Here is a 15008-nt window from a genome sequence, read left to right as displayed (position 1 = left end):
ATCACCACATACGGCGTGGCATGCATGTCCTTCATGATTTCTGACACTTCGTCCCGGAGCAAATGATGAAAACCCAAGACACTGTGCTGATTGCACTGTTTGCCGCGCTGATCGTGGTGCTGAGCTTGATGCCCCCGATCCCGATGCCCGTGGTTCCTGTGCCTATCACGCTGCAGACGCTGGGGGTCATGCTGACGGGGGCGATGCTGGGCCCCGTGCGGGGCGGGCTGGCGTGCCTGTTGTATCTGCTGCTGGCGGCGATTGGCTTGCCCGTCTTGCCTGGCGGGCGAGGAGGGCTTGGGGTGTTTTTTGGGCCGACGGGCGGTTTCTTGGTAGGCATGGCGCTTGGCGCCGTCGTGACGGGTTGGTTGGCTCGCCGTTTGGTCCTTTCATCTAGCGGTGGCGCCATGGCCGCACTGATGTATTGGCTGGCTTGCATCACCGGGGGGATTGTGGTGGTGTACGCGATCGGCATTCCCTGGTTGGCTGTCGTCACCCAAATGGGGTGGGGCAAGGCTGCATTGGCGATGACGGCTTTTGTGCCGGGCGACTTGATCAAGGCCGCGATTGCCGCTTGGGTGGCCTGGCGCGTGGAGCGGGTGTGGCCGATGCTCCGGGAATCCCCTTAATGGCGCCGCTTGCGCAAACTAGGGAAGTCACGGGGGTCGATTTGAGATGTATTTGATACACTTATCAAGATAAATCCCTATTTTCTGTATAACATTAGCTGGGCTCACTTTTCCTCATCCGGGGCCATAACAAGAGCCTAAACAGGAGACAAAACATGATGCGCAAGCATTTCAGCTTGTCCGTAGCCGCAGCCGCGGTTGCTCTGAGCCTGCCGTTGCTCGCCAGCGCACAGGTCAAGGTAGGTGTGACCGTCGCCAGCACCGGCCCGGCTGCCTCGCTGGGTATTCCCGAGCGCAACACTGTCGCGTTGCTGCCCACCGAGGTCGCGGGTCAGAAGATCGAATGGATCGTGCTCGATGACGCGACCGATACGACCCAGGCCGTGAAAAACTCACGCAAACTGATCTCGGACGACAAGGTCGACGTTCTGATTGGCACCTCCATCACGCCGGGCTCGCTGGCGATGGTCGATGTGGTGGCGGAAACCAAAGTCCCGATGATCAGTGTGGCCGCCAGCGCCAAGATCGTCGAGCCCGTCGATGACAAGCGCAAGTGGGTATTCAAGACGCCGCAAAATGACGTCCTGATGGCGAGCGCGTTAGCGGACGCCATGGCCAAGGCCAAGGTCAAGACGCTGGGCTTTATCGGGTTTGCCGATGCCTATGGGGATAGTTGGTTGACGGTGATGCGTGATGCCGCCAAGGCCAAGGGCATCGAGATCACGGCTGTCGAAAAGTACGGTCGTACCGATACGAGCGTGACCGGCCAGGTACTGAAACTGGTCAGCGCCAAGCCCGACGCGATTCTGATCGCCGGGGCAGGTACGCCCTCCGCGCTGCCTCAGAAGGAACTGCGTGCGCGCAACTATCAAGGCACGATTTACCAAACCCACGGCGCCGCCAACAATGATGTGCTGCGTGTCTGCGGCGCTGATTGCGAAGGCATGCTGTTGCCGGCCGGCCCCCTCCTGGTCGCTGCGCAGTTGCCCGACAGCAATCCCGTGAAAAAATCGGCAATGGCCTATACCAAGGCCTACGAGGACAAATACGGCGCTGGCACGACCAATACCTTTGGCGGCCATATGTGGGATGCCGGTCAACTGGTCGTGACCGCATTGCCTGTCGCCTTAAAGACGGGTGCCAAACCCGGTACGCCGGAGTTCCGGGCTGCGTTGCGCGATGCCATTGAGGGCATCAAGAACCTGGCCGCCTCGCAAGGCGTATTCAATATGAGCCCCACCGATCATGCCGGCTTCGATGAGCGTTCGCGCGTGATGGTCAAGGTCGAAAAGGGCAAGTGGGTCTATCAGCCCGATCTGTAATGTGCATGCTGTTGGCGTAGCGTTATGATCGCTCGCCGATCTATCTACGCACCGGCCCGAGGGCCGGTGCGTCATTTGAGGCAGCTCCATCCGCCAACCCCATAAGGCAGTTTCATGGATTTTTCAATTGCGCTCATCCTGCTGCAGGACGGCATCGTCAACGGTGCCATCTATGCCTTGCTGGGCATGGCGCTGGTCCTGGTGTTCACCGTTACCCGCGTCATCTTTATTCCGCAGGGTGAGTTCGTCGCATTTGGCGCGTTGACCCTGGCGATGCTGGTCAATGGCCGCGTGCCTGGCACTGCCTACCTGTTGCCCCTGCTGGGCGCGATGGTGCTGGTGCTGGAACTACTGCGCGCCGTGCGGATTCGCAATGCAAGCGCGTTGCCCAAAGTGCTGGTGACCTGCGTGGTCATACCCCTGGCACTGCTGTGGCTGACAAAGGCCTACGCGGGACCGGAGAACTCCTTGTGGCTGAACATGCTGCTCGCCCTCGTGCTGATTATCCCGATGGGCCCCATGATCTATCGCATTGTTTATCAACCCTTGGCAGAAGCCTCCGTGCTGGTGCTGTTGATTGTCTCGGTCGCGGTGCACTTCGCGTTGACGGGCCTGGCCCTGGTGTTCTTTGGCGCAGAGGGATGGCGTACGCCGGCCTTTGTCAGCGGGCAATTCACGCTGGGTGCGGCGACCTGGTCCGCACAAAGTTTGTTCGTCGTCGGAACATGTGCGTTGTTGATCGTGGCGCTGGCGCTGTTCTTTGGCAAAACCCTGTACGGTCGCGCATTGCGCGCCACGGCAGTCAACCGTCGCGGCGCGCGCCTGGTGGGCATCAGCACCACGATGTCCGGCAGCTTGACCTTTACCCTGGCGGTCGCGATCGGCGCCATGTCGGGCATGTTGATCGCACCCATCACCACGGTGTACTACGACACCGGCTTTTTGATTGGCTTGAAAGGATTCGTCGGCGCCATTATCGGCGGCCTGGTCAGCTACCCGATTGCCGCGGCGGGCGCCGTGCTGGTCGGGATACTGGAGGCTTTTTCTTCATTCTGGGCCAGCGCCTACAAGGAAGTCATTGTGTTCACGCTGATCATTCCCGTGCTCGTGTGGCGATCGTTCAGCAGCCATCATACGGATGACGAGGAATAATCGCCATGAACCGTATTCTGTTAATCGCATTCATTGTCGTACTGGCCATTCTTCCGATGTTGCCATTTACGCCGGAGTTCTGGATCACGCAGCTTAACTACATCGGACTGGCCGCCTTGGTGGCGCTGGGCCTGGTGTTGCTGACGGGCGTGGGAGGCTTGACCTCGTTCGGCCAGGCGGCCTTTGTGGGCCTGGGGGCCTATACGACGGCCGTGTTGACCAGCCAATACGACACCTCGCCCTGGCTGGCCTTGGTAGCCGGATTGTCGCTGACCGCCGTGGTGGCCTATCTGCTGGGCCTGATCACGCTGCGCCTGTCGGGGCACTATCTGCCCTTGGGCACCATCGCCTGGGGACTATCGCTGTATTTTCTGTTCGGCAATCTGGATTGGCTGGGCAAGCATGACGGCATTGCCGGCCTGGAACCCATCAGTCTGTTTGGATTCTCATTGGCCAGCGGTCGCCATATTTACTATCTGATCTGGGTGTTCATGCTGTTGTCGATATGGGCGACCAGCAACTTGCTGAACTCACGTCCCGGCCGTGCCATTCGCGCCCTGAAAAGCGGCGCGGGCATGGCGGAGTCGATGGGGGTCAACACCGCTTCGTACAAGACCATCATCTTTATCTGGGCTGCTTTGCTGGCCTGCCTGTCGGGCTGGATCTACGCACACATGCAACGCGCCGTCAGCCCCAGTCCATTCGGTATCAACTACAGCATCGAATATTTGTTCATGGCCGTCGTCGGCGGTGCAGGTCATGTTTGGGGCGCCGTGGTGGGCTCGGCGGTGATTCTGGGACTGAAAGATCAACTGCAAAATCTGTTGCCCAAATTATTGAACACCAACGCGAACTTTGAGCTCATCGTTTTCGGGGTGTTGCTGATCTTGATGCTGCAATATGCCGCCAATGGCTTGTGGCCGATCTTGTCCTCGGCGTGGGCGCGCTTGACCGGCAGCGCCGGCTCGCGCCGTCACCTCGCGCCGCCACCCAGTGCCGAAGCCTTGCCGCAACGCGGGCGGCCGCAACGTGGCGAACTGGTCCTGGAGGTCGACGCGATTCGCAAAGAGTTCGGCGGCCTAGTGGCAGTCAACGACATTACGTTCAATGTGCGCGCGGGCGAGATTGTCGGGCTGATCGGTCCGAACGGGGCGGGCAAGAGCACGACCTTCAATCTGATCAGCGGCGTTCTGCCCGCGACGCGCGGTCAAGTGCGCTTTCTTGGCGAACACATCAATAGCTGCAGCGCACGCGAGATCGCCAGACGCGGCGTCGGACGGACCTTTCAGCACGTCCAGTTATTGACCGGTATGTCCGTACTGGAAAACGTGGCTTTGGGTGCACACATGCGCGCCGACGTGAGCGTGATCGCGGGCGCCCTGCACAGCGAACGCGCAAAAGAAGCCCGCCTGTTGCACGAGGCCGCCACTCAACTCAAGCGTGTCGGCCTGGGCGACTATCTGTACGAGCAAGCGGGCAACCTGGCTCTGGGCCAGCAGCGCATCCTGGAAATTGCACGTGCCCTGGCCAGCGACCCCGTTCTGTTATTACTGGATGAGCCTGCCGCGGGCCTGCGCTACAAAGAAAAACAAGAACTGGCCCAGGTGCTTGAGCAACTGCGTGCCGAAGGCATGAGCATCCTGTTGGTAGAGCATGATATGGATTTCGTGATGCGTTTGACTAACCACCTGGTGGTGATGGATTTCGGCACCAAGCTGGCCGAAGGCGTCCCGGCCGAGGTTCAACAGAATCCGGCTGTACTCGAGGCCTATCTGGGCGGCATCGACGACGATTTGCCCGGCACCGATCAGGCCACGCCTGTCACCGGGAGCGTGCAATGACCCCCCAACAAAACCCGACGCAAAATGCCATCCTCGACGTCTGCGCACTCAGCGCCCGCTACGGCAAAGTCGGCGCGCTCAACGAAGCAACCTTAACTGTGGCGCCCGGCAGCATCGTGACGGTCATCGGCGCCAACGGGGCCGGCAAATCCACGCTGCTCAATGCCATGATGGGTTCGCTGCCCACGACAGGCCATGCGTCGGGCCCCATCCATTACGCCGGCGCCGAGGTATCCGGCTGGAGCGTAGAGCGCCGCGTCGCCGCAGGCATGTCCCTCGTACCGGAACGCCGCGAGTTATTCGGCAGCATGTCCGTCGAGGACAATCTCTTGCTGGGCGGTTTCCGTCGCTATCGAGCCCGTGAGAGCGGCTGGCGCAATACACTGGACGAAGTCTTCACGCTGTTCCCCCGACTGCGAGAACGCCGCCACCAGGAGGCCGGCACATTATCTGGCGGCGAACGCCAAATGCTTGCCGTCGGTCGCGCCCTCATGGCCAAGCCTCGTCTGCTCATGCTCGACGAACCCAGCCTGGGCCTTGCACCCCTTATCGTCCGCGAGATCTTTCATATCATCGCGCGTCTACGCGAGACAGGCGTCGCCATCCTCCTCGTCGAACAAAACGCCCGCGCAGCCCTGCAGGTCGCCGACTACGGCTATGTACTGGAAACCGGCGAGGTCATCTTGCATGGCCCGGCGCGCGAACTGGCGGGGAACCCTCGAGTCATCGAAAGTTATCTCGGGCTCGGGAAGAACACCGACGGTTGATGTTGGGTGTTCTTTTGGGGCGGTGTTGTTGCTTGCTGTTGCAGGGTGTCTCTATGGTGACGTTCGGGGAGCGTGCCAGGGCGTGGGGGTGGCCAAATCACCTCGGCTCGGGCGCATGCAGGCGCCCTCGGTCCCGCTGCGCGGGACTGCCCGAGGCTCAAAAGGCCACCCCCACGCCCTGGCACGCTCCCCGAACTCGCGATAGGGTGTCACCTTGGATGTTGGGCTTGCAACGATCTCGTTTTACATGAACGCTCGTGATCTACGATCGAGCAGTCGTCGACGACATCTCTTGTGTAGATGCTGATCGCATCAAAGCGACGGCGGTATTGATCTATTGCGAGCATGGGAGCCAAGCCGATTTGGCCGGCGGGGGGTTTAAACACAATGCCCATGCGCCAAAAGAACCAACTACCCCCGCAAGAACTCAACCCTAACGCGAGGAAACACCCTTGCGCGCATACTCCATGTACAACTGGCGCGCCCGACGGGCAACCGGTCCGTAAGAAAGCTCACGGCCTTCGACGCGATTGACGTGGACGACTTTTCCGTAGTTGCCGGTGGAAAAAACTTCGTCTGCGTGTTCGACATCGGCACGGGTTATGGCGCGTTCCTGGACATCTATGCCATCGGCGCGCAACAAGCCCAGGACGCGTTGGCGGGTGATGCCATTAAGGAAGGTGCCATTGTCGGCGGGGGTAGAGACAACACCGTTCTTGGCGATCCACAGATTGGCTGTGGCGAACTCGGCGGCGTGGCCATCGCCGTCCAGCATGATGGCGTTATCGAAGCCTTTGTCGTTGGCTTCGCGGATGGCGCGTTGACTGTTGGGATAGAGGCAGGAGGCCTTGGCATCGGTCGGGGCCATACTGGGCCAGGCGCGCACAAAGCTGGAGAAGCACACAGAAAAGCCTTGTTCGCCCGGCATAGGGACTTTGAACACGTGCAGCACGAACTGGGTCTTCGCGGCGTCGGGCAGCAGAAAGCCATCGGCGCAAAAAAACATGGGCTTGATGTAGAGGGCCTCGCCCTCGGGAAACTTTGCGACGGCCTGCAAGCATAGGTCGCGGATGTCCTGCCAGGATAGCTGGGGCTTCATCAGCATTTTTTCGGCAGACCGGATCACACGTTGACAGTGCAGGTCCAGGTCGGGCGTCAGGCCGTCGAAGGCACGGGCGCCGTCGAACACCATGCTGGCCATCCAGAAGGCGTGGTCGGCCGGGCCAAGTAGTTTAGGGTTTTCCGTGACCCATTGGTCATCGTGCCAGAAGATTGCATCCATGTTGTTATTCCTTAGCTTGACTACACGCGGCGTACTGCCGCGGGCTGATTTATAGCTTGGCCTGTACGCGCTCGGCCACATCCGCGGGTACCCACGTGTGCCATACCTTTGGGTACGTGCGCAAGAAGTACAGCGCCGCCTCTTCCGGTTCGGCCCCTTCGTTCTCCAGCCAACCTAACGTGTCGTCGATGACCGCGCTAGGAAGGTGAAGTTTTTCGAAGAAGGCATGCAACTGCGGAGCCTGCTTGGCGAATTGAGCGTTTAGTCCGGTCACTGCCTTGCTCGGTTTGAACTCGGTCGGGACAGGATTCGCGCATTTAGGATCGGTAATGCAAGTGTAGGCCGCCTGATCGAACGGCGGTAGCTGCAGCTTGACCAGATCCAGCGATCCTACCAACGGCGTGGGAGTCCAGTAATAGAACACGATGTCGCGCTTTCGTTTGTAGGCCGATACGATCGCGGCCTTTTGTGCGGCGCCTGAGCCTGGAGCGAACATCGTGTACTGATCTTCGAGTTTCAATGCTTTAAGCATGTTGGTATTCAGTGTGCCGCAGGTCCAGCCTGCTGGGCAGCCGAGGACTCGGCCCTTTTCAGGGTCCTCGGGATCCGCGAACGCCTTGGCGTAGCGCGCCAGATCCGTCGCGCTTTTCAGGTCGGGATAGCGCTCGGCGGTATAGCGGGGAATATACCAACCCTCGGTCGCATCAAAGACGTGGCCAACCGCCAAGACCTTGCCGGCTTTCTGCGCCTTTTCCCAGGCCTCGCCGATCTGGCTGGGCCAGACTTCTGGTGTGACGTCGACATCGCCGCGCTGCAGCGCCGCCAGCATGGCCAGCGTTTCGCCAATTTCCACCGAGGTCTTGCAGCCGTAGCCATGTTCGACGATGAAGCGTTCGATACCTGCCAGTAGTAAGTTGGATTCCCAATTCAGACCACTGAAGCGAACCGGTGTGCTGACTTCGCATTGAGCAGTGCTCGCTGCATGTGTCATGGGAGACCACAGAAACAGGATTGTGGCCAAGGCAACTAGCAGCCGTTGGGGGGCTTTCATCACTCTCATCGGTAAATTTCCCTTGGAGGCGGATTAATGGTGAAAGAGAAAATGACGCCTATGATTGCGTCATGTTTTTGGGGGACCATCCCTTATCATAGAGGGATATAACGTCTGACGTGACGTGCCCTCCTTGACGGACAAACCTCGTCGTCGGAAGAGCATCCTTTCGCGTTAGGGTTGAGTTCTTGCGGGGGTAGTTGGTTCTTTTGGCGCATGGGAGCCGAGTCTAAACGCCCCGCCGGCCTAATCGGCTTGGCTCGGGCGCATGCAGGCGCCCTCGGTCCCGCTGCGCGGGACTGCCCAATCCTCAAAAGGCCGGCGGGGCGTTTAGACTCGGCTCCCATGCTCGCAATAGATCAATACCGCCGTCGCTTTGATGCGATCAGCATCTACACAAGAGATGTCGTCGACGACTGCTCGATCGTAGATCACGAGCGTTCATGTAAAACGAGATCGTTGCAAGCCCAACATCCAAGGTGACACCCTATCGCGAGTTCGGGGATCGTGCCAGGGCGTGGGGGTGGCCTTTTGAGCCTCGGGCAGTCCCGCGCAGCGGGACCGAGGGCGCCTGCATGCGCCCGAGCCGAGGTGATTTGGCCACCCCCACGCCCTGGCACGATCCCCGAACGTCACCATAGAGAAACCCTGCAACAGCAAGCAACAACACCGCCCCAAAAGGACTCAACTCTCTACGACGCCACTCGTGCCCGACGGCGTTGGACGAAGGCTTGGAGTTCGCCGACGATACCTCTACGGAAGGCCAGGACGCAGATGATGAAGATGAGGCCGATGACGATGGTGACGGATTCGCCCAGGCGCAAAAACCAGTCGCTGCCGGTGGCGTGGGCCATGAAGCGTCCGAAGTCGCCGACTTTGTTTTCGAGGAGGACGACGATGAAGGCACCAAGGATGGGGCCGGTCAAGGTGCCAAGGCCGCCGACGAGGGTCATGAGGATGACCAAGCCCGACATTTGCCAAGTAGCGTCGGAGAGGGTGGCCGAGACGAAGACGAGCGTCTTGGTGGCGCCGGCTAGACCTGCAATGGCGGCAGAGAGGACGAAGGCCAGTAGTTTGAAGCGATCGACGTCGTAGCCTAGGGAAAGGGCGCGGGGTTCGTTTTCTCGCAGGGCTTGCAGGACCTGGCCGAAAGGTGAATGGACGGTGCGCCAGATGATGAAATAGCCGATCGCGAAGATGCCCATCACCATGTAGTAGAGGTTCAGGTCGTCGCTCAGGTCGATGAAGCCCAGCAGCGTGCCGCGGGGGACGCGTTGCAGGCCATCTTCTCCGCCAGTAAAGTGGGCTTGCAGAAAGAAGAAGAAGACCATCTGCGCCAGGGCCAGCGTGATCATGGCGAAGTAGATGCCGCTACGTCGAATGGCGAACAGGCCCATGACCAGGCCGAGAGCGGCAGCGACGGCAGTGCCGAAAATGAGGCCGAGCTCGGTAGGAAAGCCCCAGATCTTGATGGCATGTCCAGCCGCGTAGGCAGCGCTGCCCAGGAAGGCAGCGTGGCCAAATGAGAGCAGGCCGGTATAGCCCAGCAGCAAGTTAAAGGCGCAGGCAAACAGGGCGTAGCACATCACCTTCATGGCAAAGATGGGATACACGCCGATAAAGGGCAAGAGGGCCACGACGATGGCCGCCGCCGCGTAGCAGAGTAGTTGGCGATTCATTTTTCTTTCCCGAACAGTCCGGCGGGGCGAACCAACAGGACGATGGCCATGATGATGAACACGACGGTGCTGGAGGCTTCGGGCCAGAAGACCTTGGTCAGCCCTTCGATGACGCCTAGTCCGAGACCCGTGACGATGGCCCCGAGGATGGAGCCCATGCCACCGATCACGACGACGGCGAAGACAACGATGATCAGGTTCGAGCCCATCAATGGCGATATTTGCAGAATGGGGGCCGCGAGCACGCCGGCAAAGCCGGCTAGGGCGACACCGAAACCGTAGGTCAGGGTCACCATGCGCGGCACGTTGACGCCGAAGGACTCGACGAGTCTTGGATTCTCGGTACCGGCGCGCAGCAGGGCGCCGAGGCGGGTGCGCTCGATGATGAACCAGGTCGCTACACAGACGGTGACGGAGGCGACGACGACCCAGGCGCGATAGTTGGGCAAGATCATGAAGCCCAGATTGGTGGCGCCACGCAGCGCGTCAGGTGTGGGGTAAGGTTGGCCCGATACGCCGTAAAAGCTGCGGAACAGGCCTTCGATCAATAGGGTCAGGCCAAATGTGAGCAGCAGGCCGTACAGGTGGTCGAGTTTGTAGAGGTGCTTGAGCAGCAGTTTTTCTATCACGATGCCGAACAGGCCCACGACCAGCGGGGCGAGGATCAGCATGACCCAATAGTTCAGGCCCAGGTAGGACAGGCCCATCCAGGCCACGAATGCGCCCAGCATGTAGAGCGAGCCATGCGCGAAATTGATGACGTTCAGCAGCCCGAATATGACGGCCAGGCCCAGAGACAGCATGGCATAGAACGACCCGTTTACGAGGCCCAGAAGCAGTTGGCCGAGTAGGGCCTGTATTGGTATGCCGAATAGGTCAGTCATGTAGGGAAGAATCCTGCGCGTTCGGATGGAGGCGTGCTAGTGCGCGGTGCCCGGGTCCGGGTAGGAGAGTGGGCGCCGCGCAGACTAACGGATTACTTTTTGAAGACTTTGCAGGTCGATTCCGAGGGCTTGGTGTAGACCTCGTCGCCGGGCAGAGTGGCTACGACTTTGTAGTAGTCCCAAGGTCCTTTGGACTCGGCGGGCGTTTTGACTTGCATCAGGTACATGTCGTGTACCATGCGGCCGTCTTCGCGGACATAGCCATCCTTGGCATAGAAGTCGTTGACCTTGTTGGATTTCATCCATTTCATCAACGTGTCGGGGTCATCCGTGCCGGAGGCTTTGACGCCGTTCAGGTAGAAGGCGACCGACGAGTAGTCGGCGGCCTGCAGACTGGACGGTTTGCGCTTCATCTTTTCTTCGAACTTCTTGGACCAGGCGCGAGCCTCGTCGGATTGGTCCCAGTACCAGCTGTCGGTCAGGTACATGTTCTGGGTGGCTTGCAGACCCAGCGAGTGGATGTCGTTGATGAAGATCAGCAGACCCGCCATCTTCATGGTTTGAGTGACGCCGAATTCATTGGCGGCTTTAATCGAGTTGACGGTGTCGCCACCGGCATTGGCCAGGCCCAGGATCTGGGCGCCAGAGGCTTGTGCTTGCAATAGGAATGATGAGAAGTCGGACGTGGCCAGCGGTGCGCGCACATTGCCTTTGACCTCGCCGCCCGCGGCCTTGACCACGGCGCTGGTGTCACGCTCCAGGGCGTGGCCGAACGCGTAGTCCGCGGTCAGGAAGAACCAGGATTTGCCGCCATTTTTCACCACTGCTGAACCCGTGCCGCGTGCGAGCGCCACGGTGTCGTAGGCATAGTGAACGGTGTAGGGCGTACACTGTGCATTGGTCAGGTCCGATGCGCCCGCACCGATGGAAATGAAGGGACGTTTCTTTTCCGCCGCGACAGCCGCCATGGCCAGGTTGGTGGCAGAGTTGGTGCCGCCGATCAGGACGTCGATATGGTTCTGGTCGAACCATTCGCGTGCGCGACTGGAGGCAATGTCGGCCTTGTTTTGGTGGTCGGCCGTGACCAGTTCGATTTTCTTGCCGTCGATGACGCCGCCGGCGTCGGCAATGGCCATGCGGATGGCTTCGACTCCGCCGGGGCCATCGATATCGGAGTACACGCCCGACATGTCAGTAATGAAACCGATGCGGATGGCATCGTCGGAGATGCCGGCGGCCTGGGCGGGTAGTCCAGATAATCCCAGGCCAGCCAAGGCTAGCACGGCAGTGATATGTTGCAGCTTCATGGGACGACTCCTTCACTTCTCTTGTGGGTGCCGCTATACGGCGAATGACAGGATTCTTATACGCCTAACAGTTCGTTCAACGTATCCTGCTTCTCTTGAAGTTCGCTGGCCTCAAAGTGCTCGACAATCTGACCATGTTCCATGACATAGAAACGGTCGGATAATGGCGCTGCGAAGCGAAAATTCTGTTCAACCATGACGATGGTGTAGCCGCGTTGTTTCAGCGTTGTGATCATGCGCGCCAGTGTCTGCACAATGACCGGTGCGAGGCCTTCGGATATTTCGTCCAGCAGCAATAGGTTCGCACCGGTGCGCAGGATACGGGCCACGGCCAGCATCTGTTGTTCACCGCCCGACAAGCGCGTACCCGGCGAGTTGCGGCGCTCTTGCAGGTTGGGGAACATGTCGTAGATTTCTGTCAGCGACATGCCGCCGCCCAATGCGCCACCCACGGCCGGCGGGAGCAACAGGTTTTCTTCACACGACAGGCTGGCGAAGATACCGCGCTCTTCGGGGCAGTAGCCGACACCCAAATGAGCGATCTTGTAGGTGGCCAGGTCGATGGCCTCGGTGCCATGTATGCGTACCGAGCCTTTGCGCGAGCCCGTTAATCCCAGAATGGCTCGCAAGGTCGTGGTGCGGCCGGCGCCATTACGGCCCAGTAGGGTAACGACTTCGCCCTGGCTGACCTGGAGATCGACACCATGCAGAATGTGTGACTCTCCATACCATGCCTGCAGATTGGAAATTTCGAGTGCGGGGGTACTCATGCGTGCGCTCCTTCCAGTTCCCCCTCGGTGGTGCCCATATAGGCTTGCATCACCGCCGGGTGACGCGAAACCTCTGCATAAGGCCCCTCTGCCAGCACGGCGCCGCGTGCCAGTACGGTGATGGTATCGGCAATCGATGAGACGACATTCATATTGTGTTCAACCATCAAAATCGTGCGTCCCTGGCTGACTCGTTTGATCAGTTGAGTGACGCGGTCTACGTCTTCGTGACCCATGCCTTGCGTGGGCTCATCAAGCAGCATCAGTTCGGGTTCCATTGCCAACGTGGTGGCAATCTCCAGCGCACGTTTACGACCATAAGGCAGGTTGACGGTGGTCTCGTTGGCAAACGCGCCCAGGTCGACTTCTTCGAGTAGCGCGAGTGCCGCGGGATTGAGGGATTCCAGCTGTTTGGTGCTGCGCCAGAAATGAAACGATTTTCCCGTTTTGCGCTGCAGGCCAATGCGTACATTTTCCAGCACAGACAGATGCGGAAATACGGCTGAAATCTGGAATGAGCGAATAATGCCGCGTCGTGCAATTTGCGCCGGGCGATCGCGAGTGATGTCGACGCCGTTATACAAAATTTGGCCTTTGGTAGGCGCCAGAAATTTTGTCAGCAGATTGAAACAGGTCGTCTTTCCTGCGCCGTTAGGGCCAATCAAGGCATGGATATGTCCACGCTTCACACGCAAGTTGACCCCGTTCACGGCAACGAAGCCAAGAAATTCTTTCGTGAGGCCTTTTGTCTCCAGGATTATGTCATCCATGTCTGCGGCACCAGCGCTATCTTTTTAAGAGTTGCGGCGAGTATGCGCACGTATGGCTGAAAATTCCATGAGGGTTTTTCATAGGTATTGCATTGCGACATGTCGCATTGTCGGCTAGCTGACAATGTGAGGGCGTAAATGCCAGGGATCGTCGCATCGCATTGCAACATGCAGGTCGGCGACGATGGAAAAATAGCGTGTTACTTCGCCATTATTGCAGTGGGGTCTTGGGCTTGTATTCGCACAGATCCGCAATGCCGCATTGTGGGCATTTGGGTGTACGCGCCACGCAAATATAGCGGCCTAACAAAATCAGCCAGTGGTGAGCATCCTGCATGTATTCAGAGGGTACAAATTTCACCAATTTGTTTTCCACTTCCAGTACATTTTTGCCCGGTGCGATGCCGGTGCGATTGGATACCCGAAAAATATGCGTATCGACGGCCATGGTGGGCTGGCCAAACGCGGTATTGAGCACGACGTTGGCGGTCTTGCGGCCGACGCCGGGTAGCGCCTCTAGGGCCTCGCGTGTTTGCGGTACCTCGCCGCCATGACGCTCGATCAAGAGCCTACAGGTGGCAATCGCGTTTTTGGCTTTGGTGCGATAAAGACCGATGGTTTTGATGTAATCGGCGAGGCCTTCTTCGCCCAGCGCGACCATCGCCTCGGGCGTCACGTACTGAGGGAAAAACTTGCGAGTCGCCAGGTTGACGGACTTGTCGGTCGCTTGGGCCGAGAGCAATACGGCAATCAACAACTGAAACGGCGAGCCATATTCCAGTTCGGTCGTGGGGTGCGGATTGGCAGCTTGCAGGCGTTGAAAAATGGCTCGGCGTTTGGCAGCGTTCATGAGGAGGTCGTTCGGCGTGCCCGGGCGCGTGCCAGGGCAGATTCGATGGCAGAGCGCTTGCGTGCTTCGTCGTCAGCGCTCATCACAGGAGGGGCCGCGGGCGACGACGCGGTTGGCGCATCAGCATCGATGGTGGTGGCCATCAGTCGCTCGTTGTGGGCGGTTTCGCGCGTCAGACGTGCTTGGCGGGCACGATGGCGCTGGCGGCTGATTTGCGTATCGGCGGGTGTCCAGGCGCGATTGGCGGGCACCATATCGATGCAGTCGACGGGACAGGGCGCGACGCACAGATCGCAGCCGGTACACCAGTCGCTCAGGACGGTATGCATTTTTTTGTTGGCGCCGATGATTGCGTCGACCGGACAGGCGCGAATGCACAGCGTACAGCCGATGCAATGCGCTTCATCGATGCGCGCGACCAAGAGGGGCCCGGGCAGGCCGCGGGTTTGATCGAGGGGTAGCGTGGCAGTGTCCAGCAATGCGGCCAACGCCGCGATGCCCTCATCGCCACCCGGCGGACAGCGATTGATGGATGCGGTGCCATCGGCAATTGCCTCGGCATAGGGTTGACAGCCGTCGTAGCCGCATTTGGTGCACTGTGTCTGCGGCAGCAGGGCATCGATACGGTCGGCAAGGGAGGGACAGGACATGACAGAGAATGCGAAAACAGGCCGTGCCCTTTTCGGAGCACGGCGCTCGGTGCG

14 protein-coding genes are annotated in these 15008 nt (G+C 59.5%); 5 read left to right on the top strand and 9 right to left on the bottom strand.

Going from position 1 to position 15008, the window contains the following annotated elements; genetic code table 11:
• Positions 1–65 precede the first annotated feature (65 nt).
• From ACYVDM_RS01505 to ACYVDM_RS01485, 5 genes are all read left to right on the top strand, one after another.
• On the top strand, positions 66–629 hold the full coding sequence (locus tag ACYVDM_RS01505; RefSeq protein ID WP_415792499.1) for a biotin transporter BioY: 564 nt from the start codon (positions 66–68) through the stop codon (positions 627–629).
• A 158-nt stretch (positions 630–787) separates the two neighbouring features.
• Positions 788–1951 (top strand): ABC transporter substrate-binding protein, encoded by a 1164-nt coding sequence (locus ACYVDM_RS01500; RefSeq protein WP_415792500.1) that lies wholly within the window; start codon positions 788–790, stop codon positions 1949–1951.
• A gap of 114 nt (positions 1952–2065) precedes the next feature.
• Positions 2066–3103, top strand: a complete 1038-nt coding sequence (locus tag ACYVDM_RS01495) for a branched-chain amino acid ABC transporter permease (RefSeq protein ID WP_415792323.1) — start codon at positions 2066–2068, stop codon at positions 3101–3103.
• Positions 3104–3108: 5 nt separating this feature from the next.
• Entirely contained in the window at positions 3109–4944 is a 1836-nt protein-coding gene (locus ACYVDM_RS01490) for a branched-chain amino acid ABC transporter ATP-binding protein/permease (RefSeq protein WP_415792324.1), read from the top strand.
• The gene (locus tag ACYVDM_RS01485) at positions 4941–5711 is read left to right on the top strand and encodes an ABC transporter ATP-binding protein (RefSeq protein ID WP_415792325.1); all 771 of its coding nucleotides are present in this window, start codon (positions 4941–4943) and stop codon (positions 5709–5711) included. Before ACYVDM_RS01490 ends, ACYVDM_RS01485 begins: the two co-directional genes overlap by 4 nt.
• A 433-nt stretch (positions 5712–6144) precedes the next feature.
• On the opposite strand, the gene ACYVDM_RS01480 is transcribed toward ACYVDM_RS01485, so the two are convergent.
• From ACYVDM_RS01480 to rsxB, 9 genes are all read right to left on the bottom strand, one after another.
• The gene (locus ACYVDM_RS01480; RefSeq protein WP_415793634.1) at positions 6145–6993 is read right to left on the bottom strand and encodes a branched-chain amino acid aminotransferase; all 849 of its coding nucleotides are present in this window, start codon (positions 6991–6993) and stop codon (positions 6145–6147) included.
• Between the two features lie 49 nt (positions 6994–7042).
• A complete protein-coding gene (locus ACYVDM_RS01475; RefSeq protein ID WP_415793636.1) occupies positions 7043–8044 on the bottom strand; it encodes an ABC transporter substrate-binding protein in 1002 nt (333 codons plus the stop codon).
• A 692-nt stretch (positions 8045–8736) separates the two neighbouring features.
• Positions 8737–9723 (bottom strand): branched-chain amino acid ABC transporter permease, encoded by a 987-nt coding sequence (locus ACYVDM_RS01470; RefSeq protein WP_415790345.1) that lies wholly within the window; start codon positions 9721–9723, stop codon positions 8737–8739.
• Positions 9720–10607 (bottom strand): branched-chain amino acid ABC transporter permease, encoded by an 888-nt coding sequence (locus ACYVDM_RS01465; RefSeq protein ID WP_415790347.1) that lies wholly within the window; start codon positions 10605–10607, stop codon positions 9720–9722. The genes ACYVDM_RS01470 and ACYVDM_RS01465 overlap by 4 nt, the downstream gene beginning before the upstream one ends.
• 92 nt (positions 10608–10699) lie before the next feature.
• The gene (locus tag ACYVDM_RS01460; RefSeq protein WP_415790349.1) at positions 10700–11914 is read right to left on the bottom strand and encodes an ABC transporter substrate-binding protein; all 1215 of its coding nucleotides are present in this window, start codon (positions 11912–11914) and stop codon (positions 10700–10702) included.
• Positions 11915–11970: 56 nt separating this feature from the next.
• Positions 11971–12684 carry an ABC transporter ATP-binding protein gene (locus ACYVDM_RS01455; protein ID WP_415790351.1) on the bottom strand — a complete coding sequence of 238 codons (714 nt, stop codon included), beginning with the start codon at positions 12682–12684 and terminating at the stop codon, positions 11971–11973.
• Positions 12681–13454, bottom strand: coding sequence for an ABC transporter ATP-binding protein (locus ACYVDM_RS01450; RefSeq protein WP_415790353.1), 774 nt, complete (start codon positions 13452–13454; stop codon positions 12681–12683). Before ACYVDM_RS01450 ends, ACYVDM_RS01455 begins: the two co-directional genes overlap by 4 nt.
• 211 nt (positions 13455–13665) lie before the next feature.
• The gene (gene nth, locus ACYVDM_RS01445) at positions 13666–14304 is read right to left on the bottom strand and encodes an endonuclease III (protein WP_415790355.1); all 639 of its coding nucleotides are present in this window, start codon (positions 14302–14304) and stop codon (positions 13666–13668) included.
• The gene (gene rsxB, locus ACYVDM_RS01440) at positions 14301–14954 is read right to left on the bottom strand and encodes an electron transport complex subunit RsxB (RefSeq protein ID WP_415790357.1); all 654 of its coding nucleotides are present in this window, start codon (positions 14952–14954) and stop codon (positions 14301–14303) included. Before rsxB ends, nth begins: the two co-directional genes overlap by 4 nt.
• Positions 14955–15008 lie beyond the last annotated feature (54 nt).

The organism is Bordetella tumulicola (genome assembly GCF_054779135.1).
The sequence above is the reverse complement of the archived record's forward strand: the minus strand, read 5'-3'. Positions and strand labels throughout refer to the sequence as shown.

Coding starts and splice junctions, on each gene's coding strand:
- ACYVDM_RS01505 (WP_415792499.1), top strand. CDS start 66: ATGAAAACCCAAGACACTGTGCTGATTGCACTGTTTGCCGCGCTGATC.
- ACYVDM_RS01500 (WP_415792500.1), top strand. CDS start 788: ATGCGCAAGCATTTCAGCTTGTCCGTAGCCGCAGCCGCGGTTGCTCTG.
- ACYVDM_RS01495 (WP_415792323.1), top strand. CDS start 2,066: ATGGATTTTTCAATTGCGCTCATCCTGCTGCAGGACGGCATCGTCAAC.
- ACYVDM_RS01490 (WP_415792324.1), top strand. CDS start 3,109: ATGAACCGTATTCTGTTAATCGCATTCATTGTCGTACTGGCCATTCTT.
- ACYVDM_RS01485 (WP_415792325.1), top strand. CDS start 4,941: ATGACCCCCCAACAAAACCCGACGCAAAATGCCATCCTCGACGTCTGC.
- ACYVDM_RS01480 (WP_415793634.1), bottom strand. CDS start 6,993: ATGGATGCAATCTTCTGGCACGATGACCAATGGGTCACGGAAAACCCT.
- ACYVDM_RS01475 (WP_415793636.1), bottom strand. CDS start 8,044: ATGAAAGCCCCCCAACGGCTGCTAGTTGCCTTGGCCACAATCCTGTTT.
- ACYVDM_RS01470 (WP_415790345.1), bottom strand. CDS start 9,723: ATGAATCGCCAACTACTCTGCTACGCGGCGGCGGCCATCGTCGTGGCC.
- ACYVDM_RS01465 (WP_415790347.1), bottom strand. CDS start 10,607: ATGACTGACCTATTCGGCATACCAATACAGGCCCTACTCGGCCAACTG.
- ACYVDM_RS01460 (WP_415790349.1), bottom strand. CDS start 11,914: ATGAAGCTGCAACATATCACTGCCGTGCTAGCCTTGGCTGGCCTGGGA.
- ACYVDM_RS01455 (WP_415790351.1), bottom strand. CDS start 12,684: ATGAGTACCCCCGCACTCGAAATTTCCAATCTGCAGGCATGGTATGGA.
- ACYVDM_RS01450 (WP_415790353.1), bottom strand. CDS start 13,454: ATGGATGACATAATCCTGGAGACAAAAGGCCTCACGAAAGAATTTCTT.
- nth (WP_415790355.1), bottom strand. CDS start 14,304: ATGAACGCTGCCAAACGCCGAGCCATTTTTCAACGCCTGCAAGCTGCC.
- rsxB (WP_415790357.1), bottom strand. CDS start 14,954: ATGTCCTGTCCCTCCCTTGCCGACCGTATCGATGCCCTGCTGCCGCAG.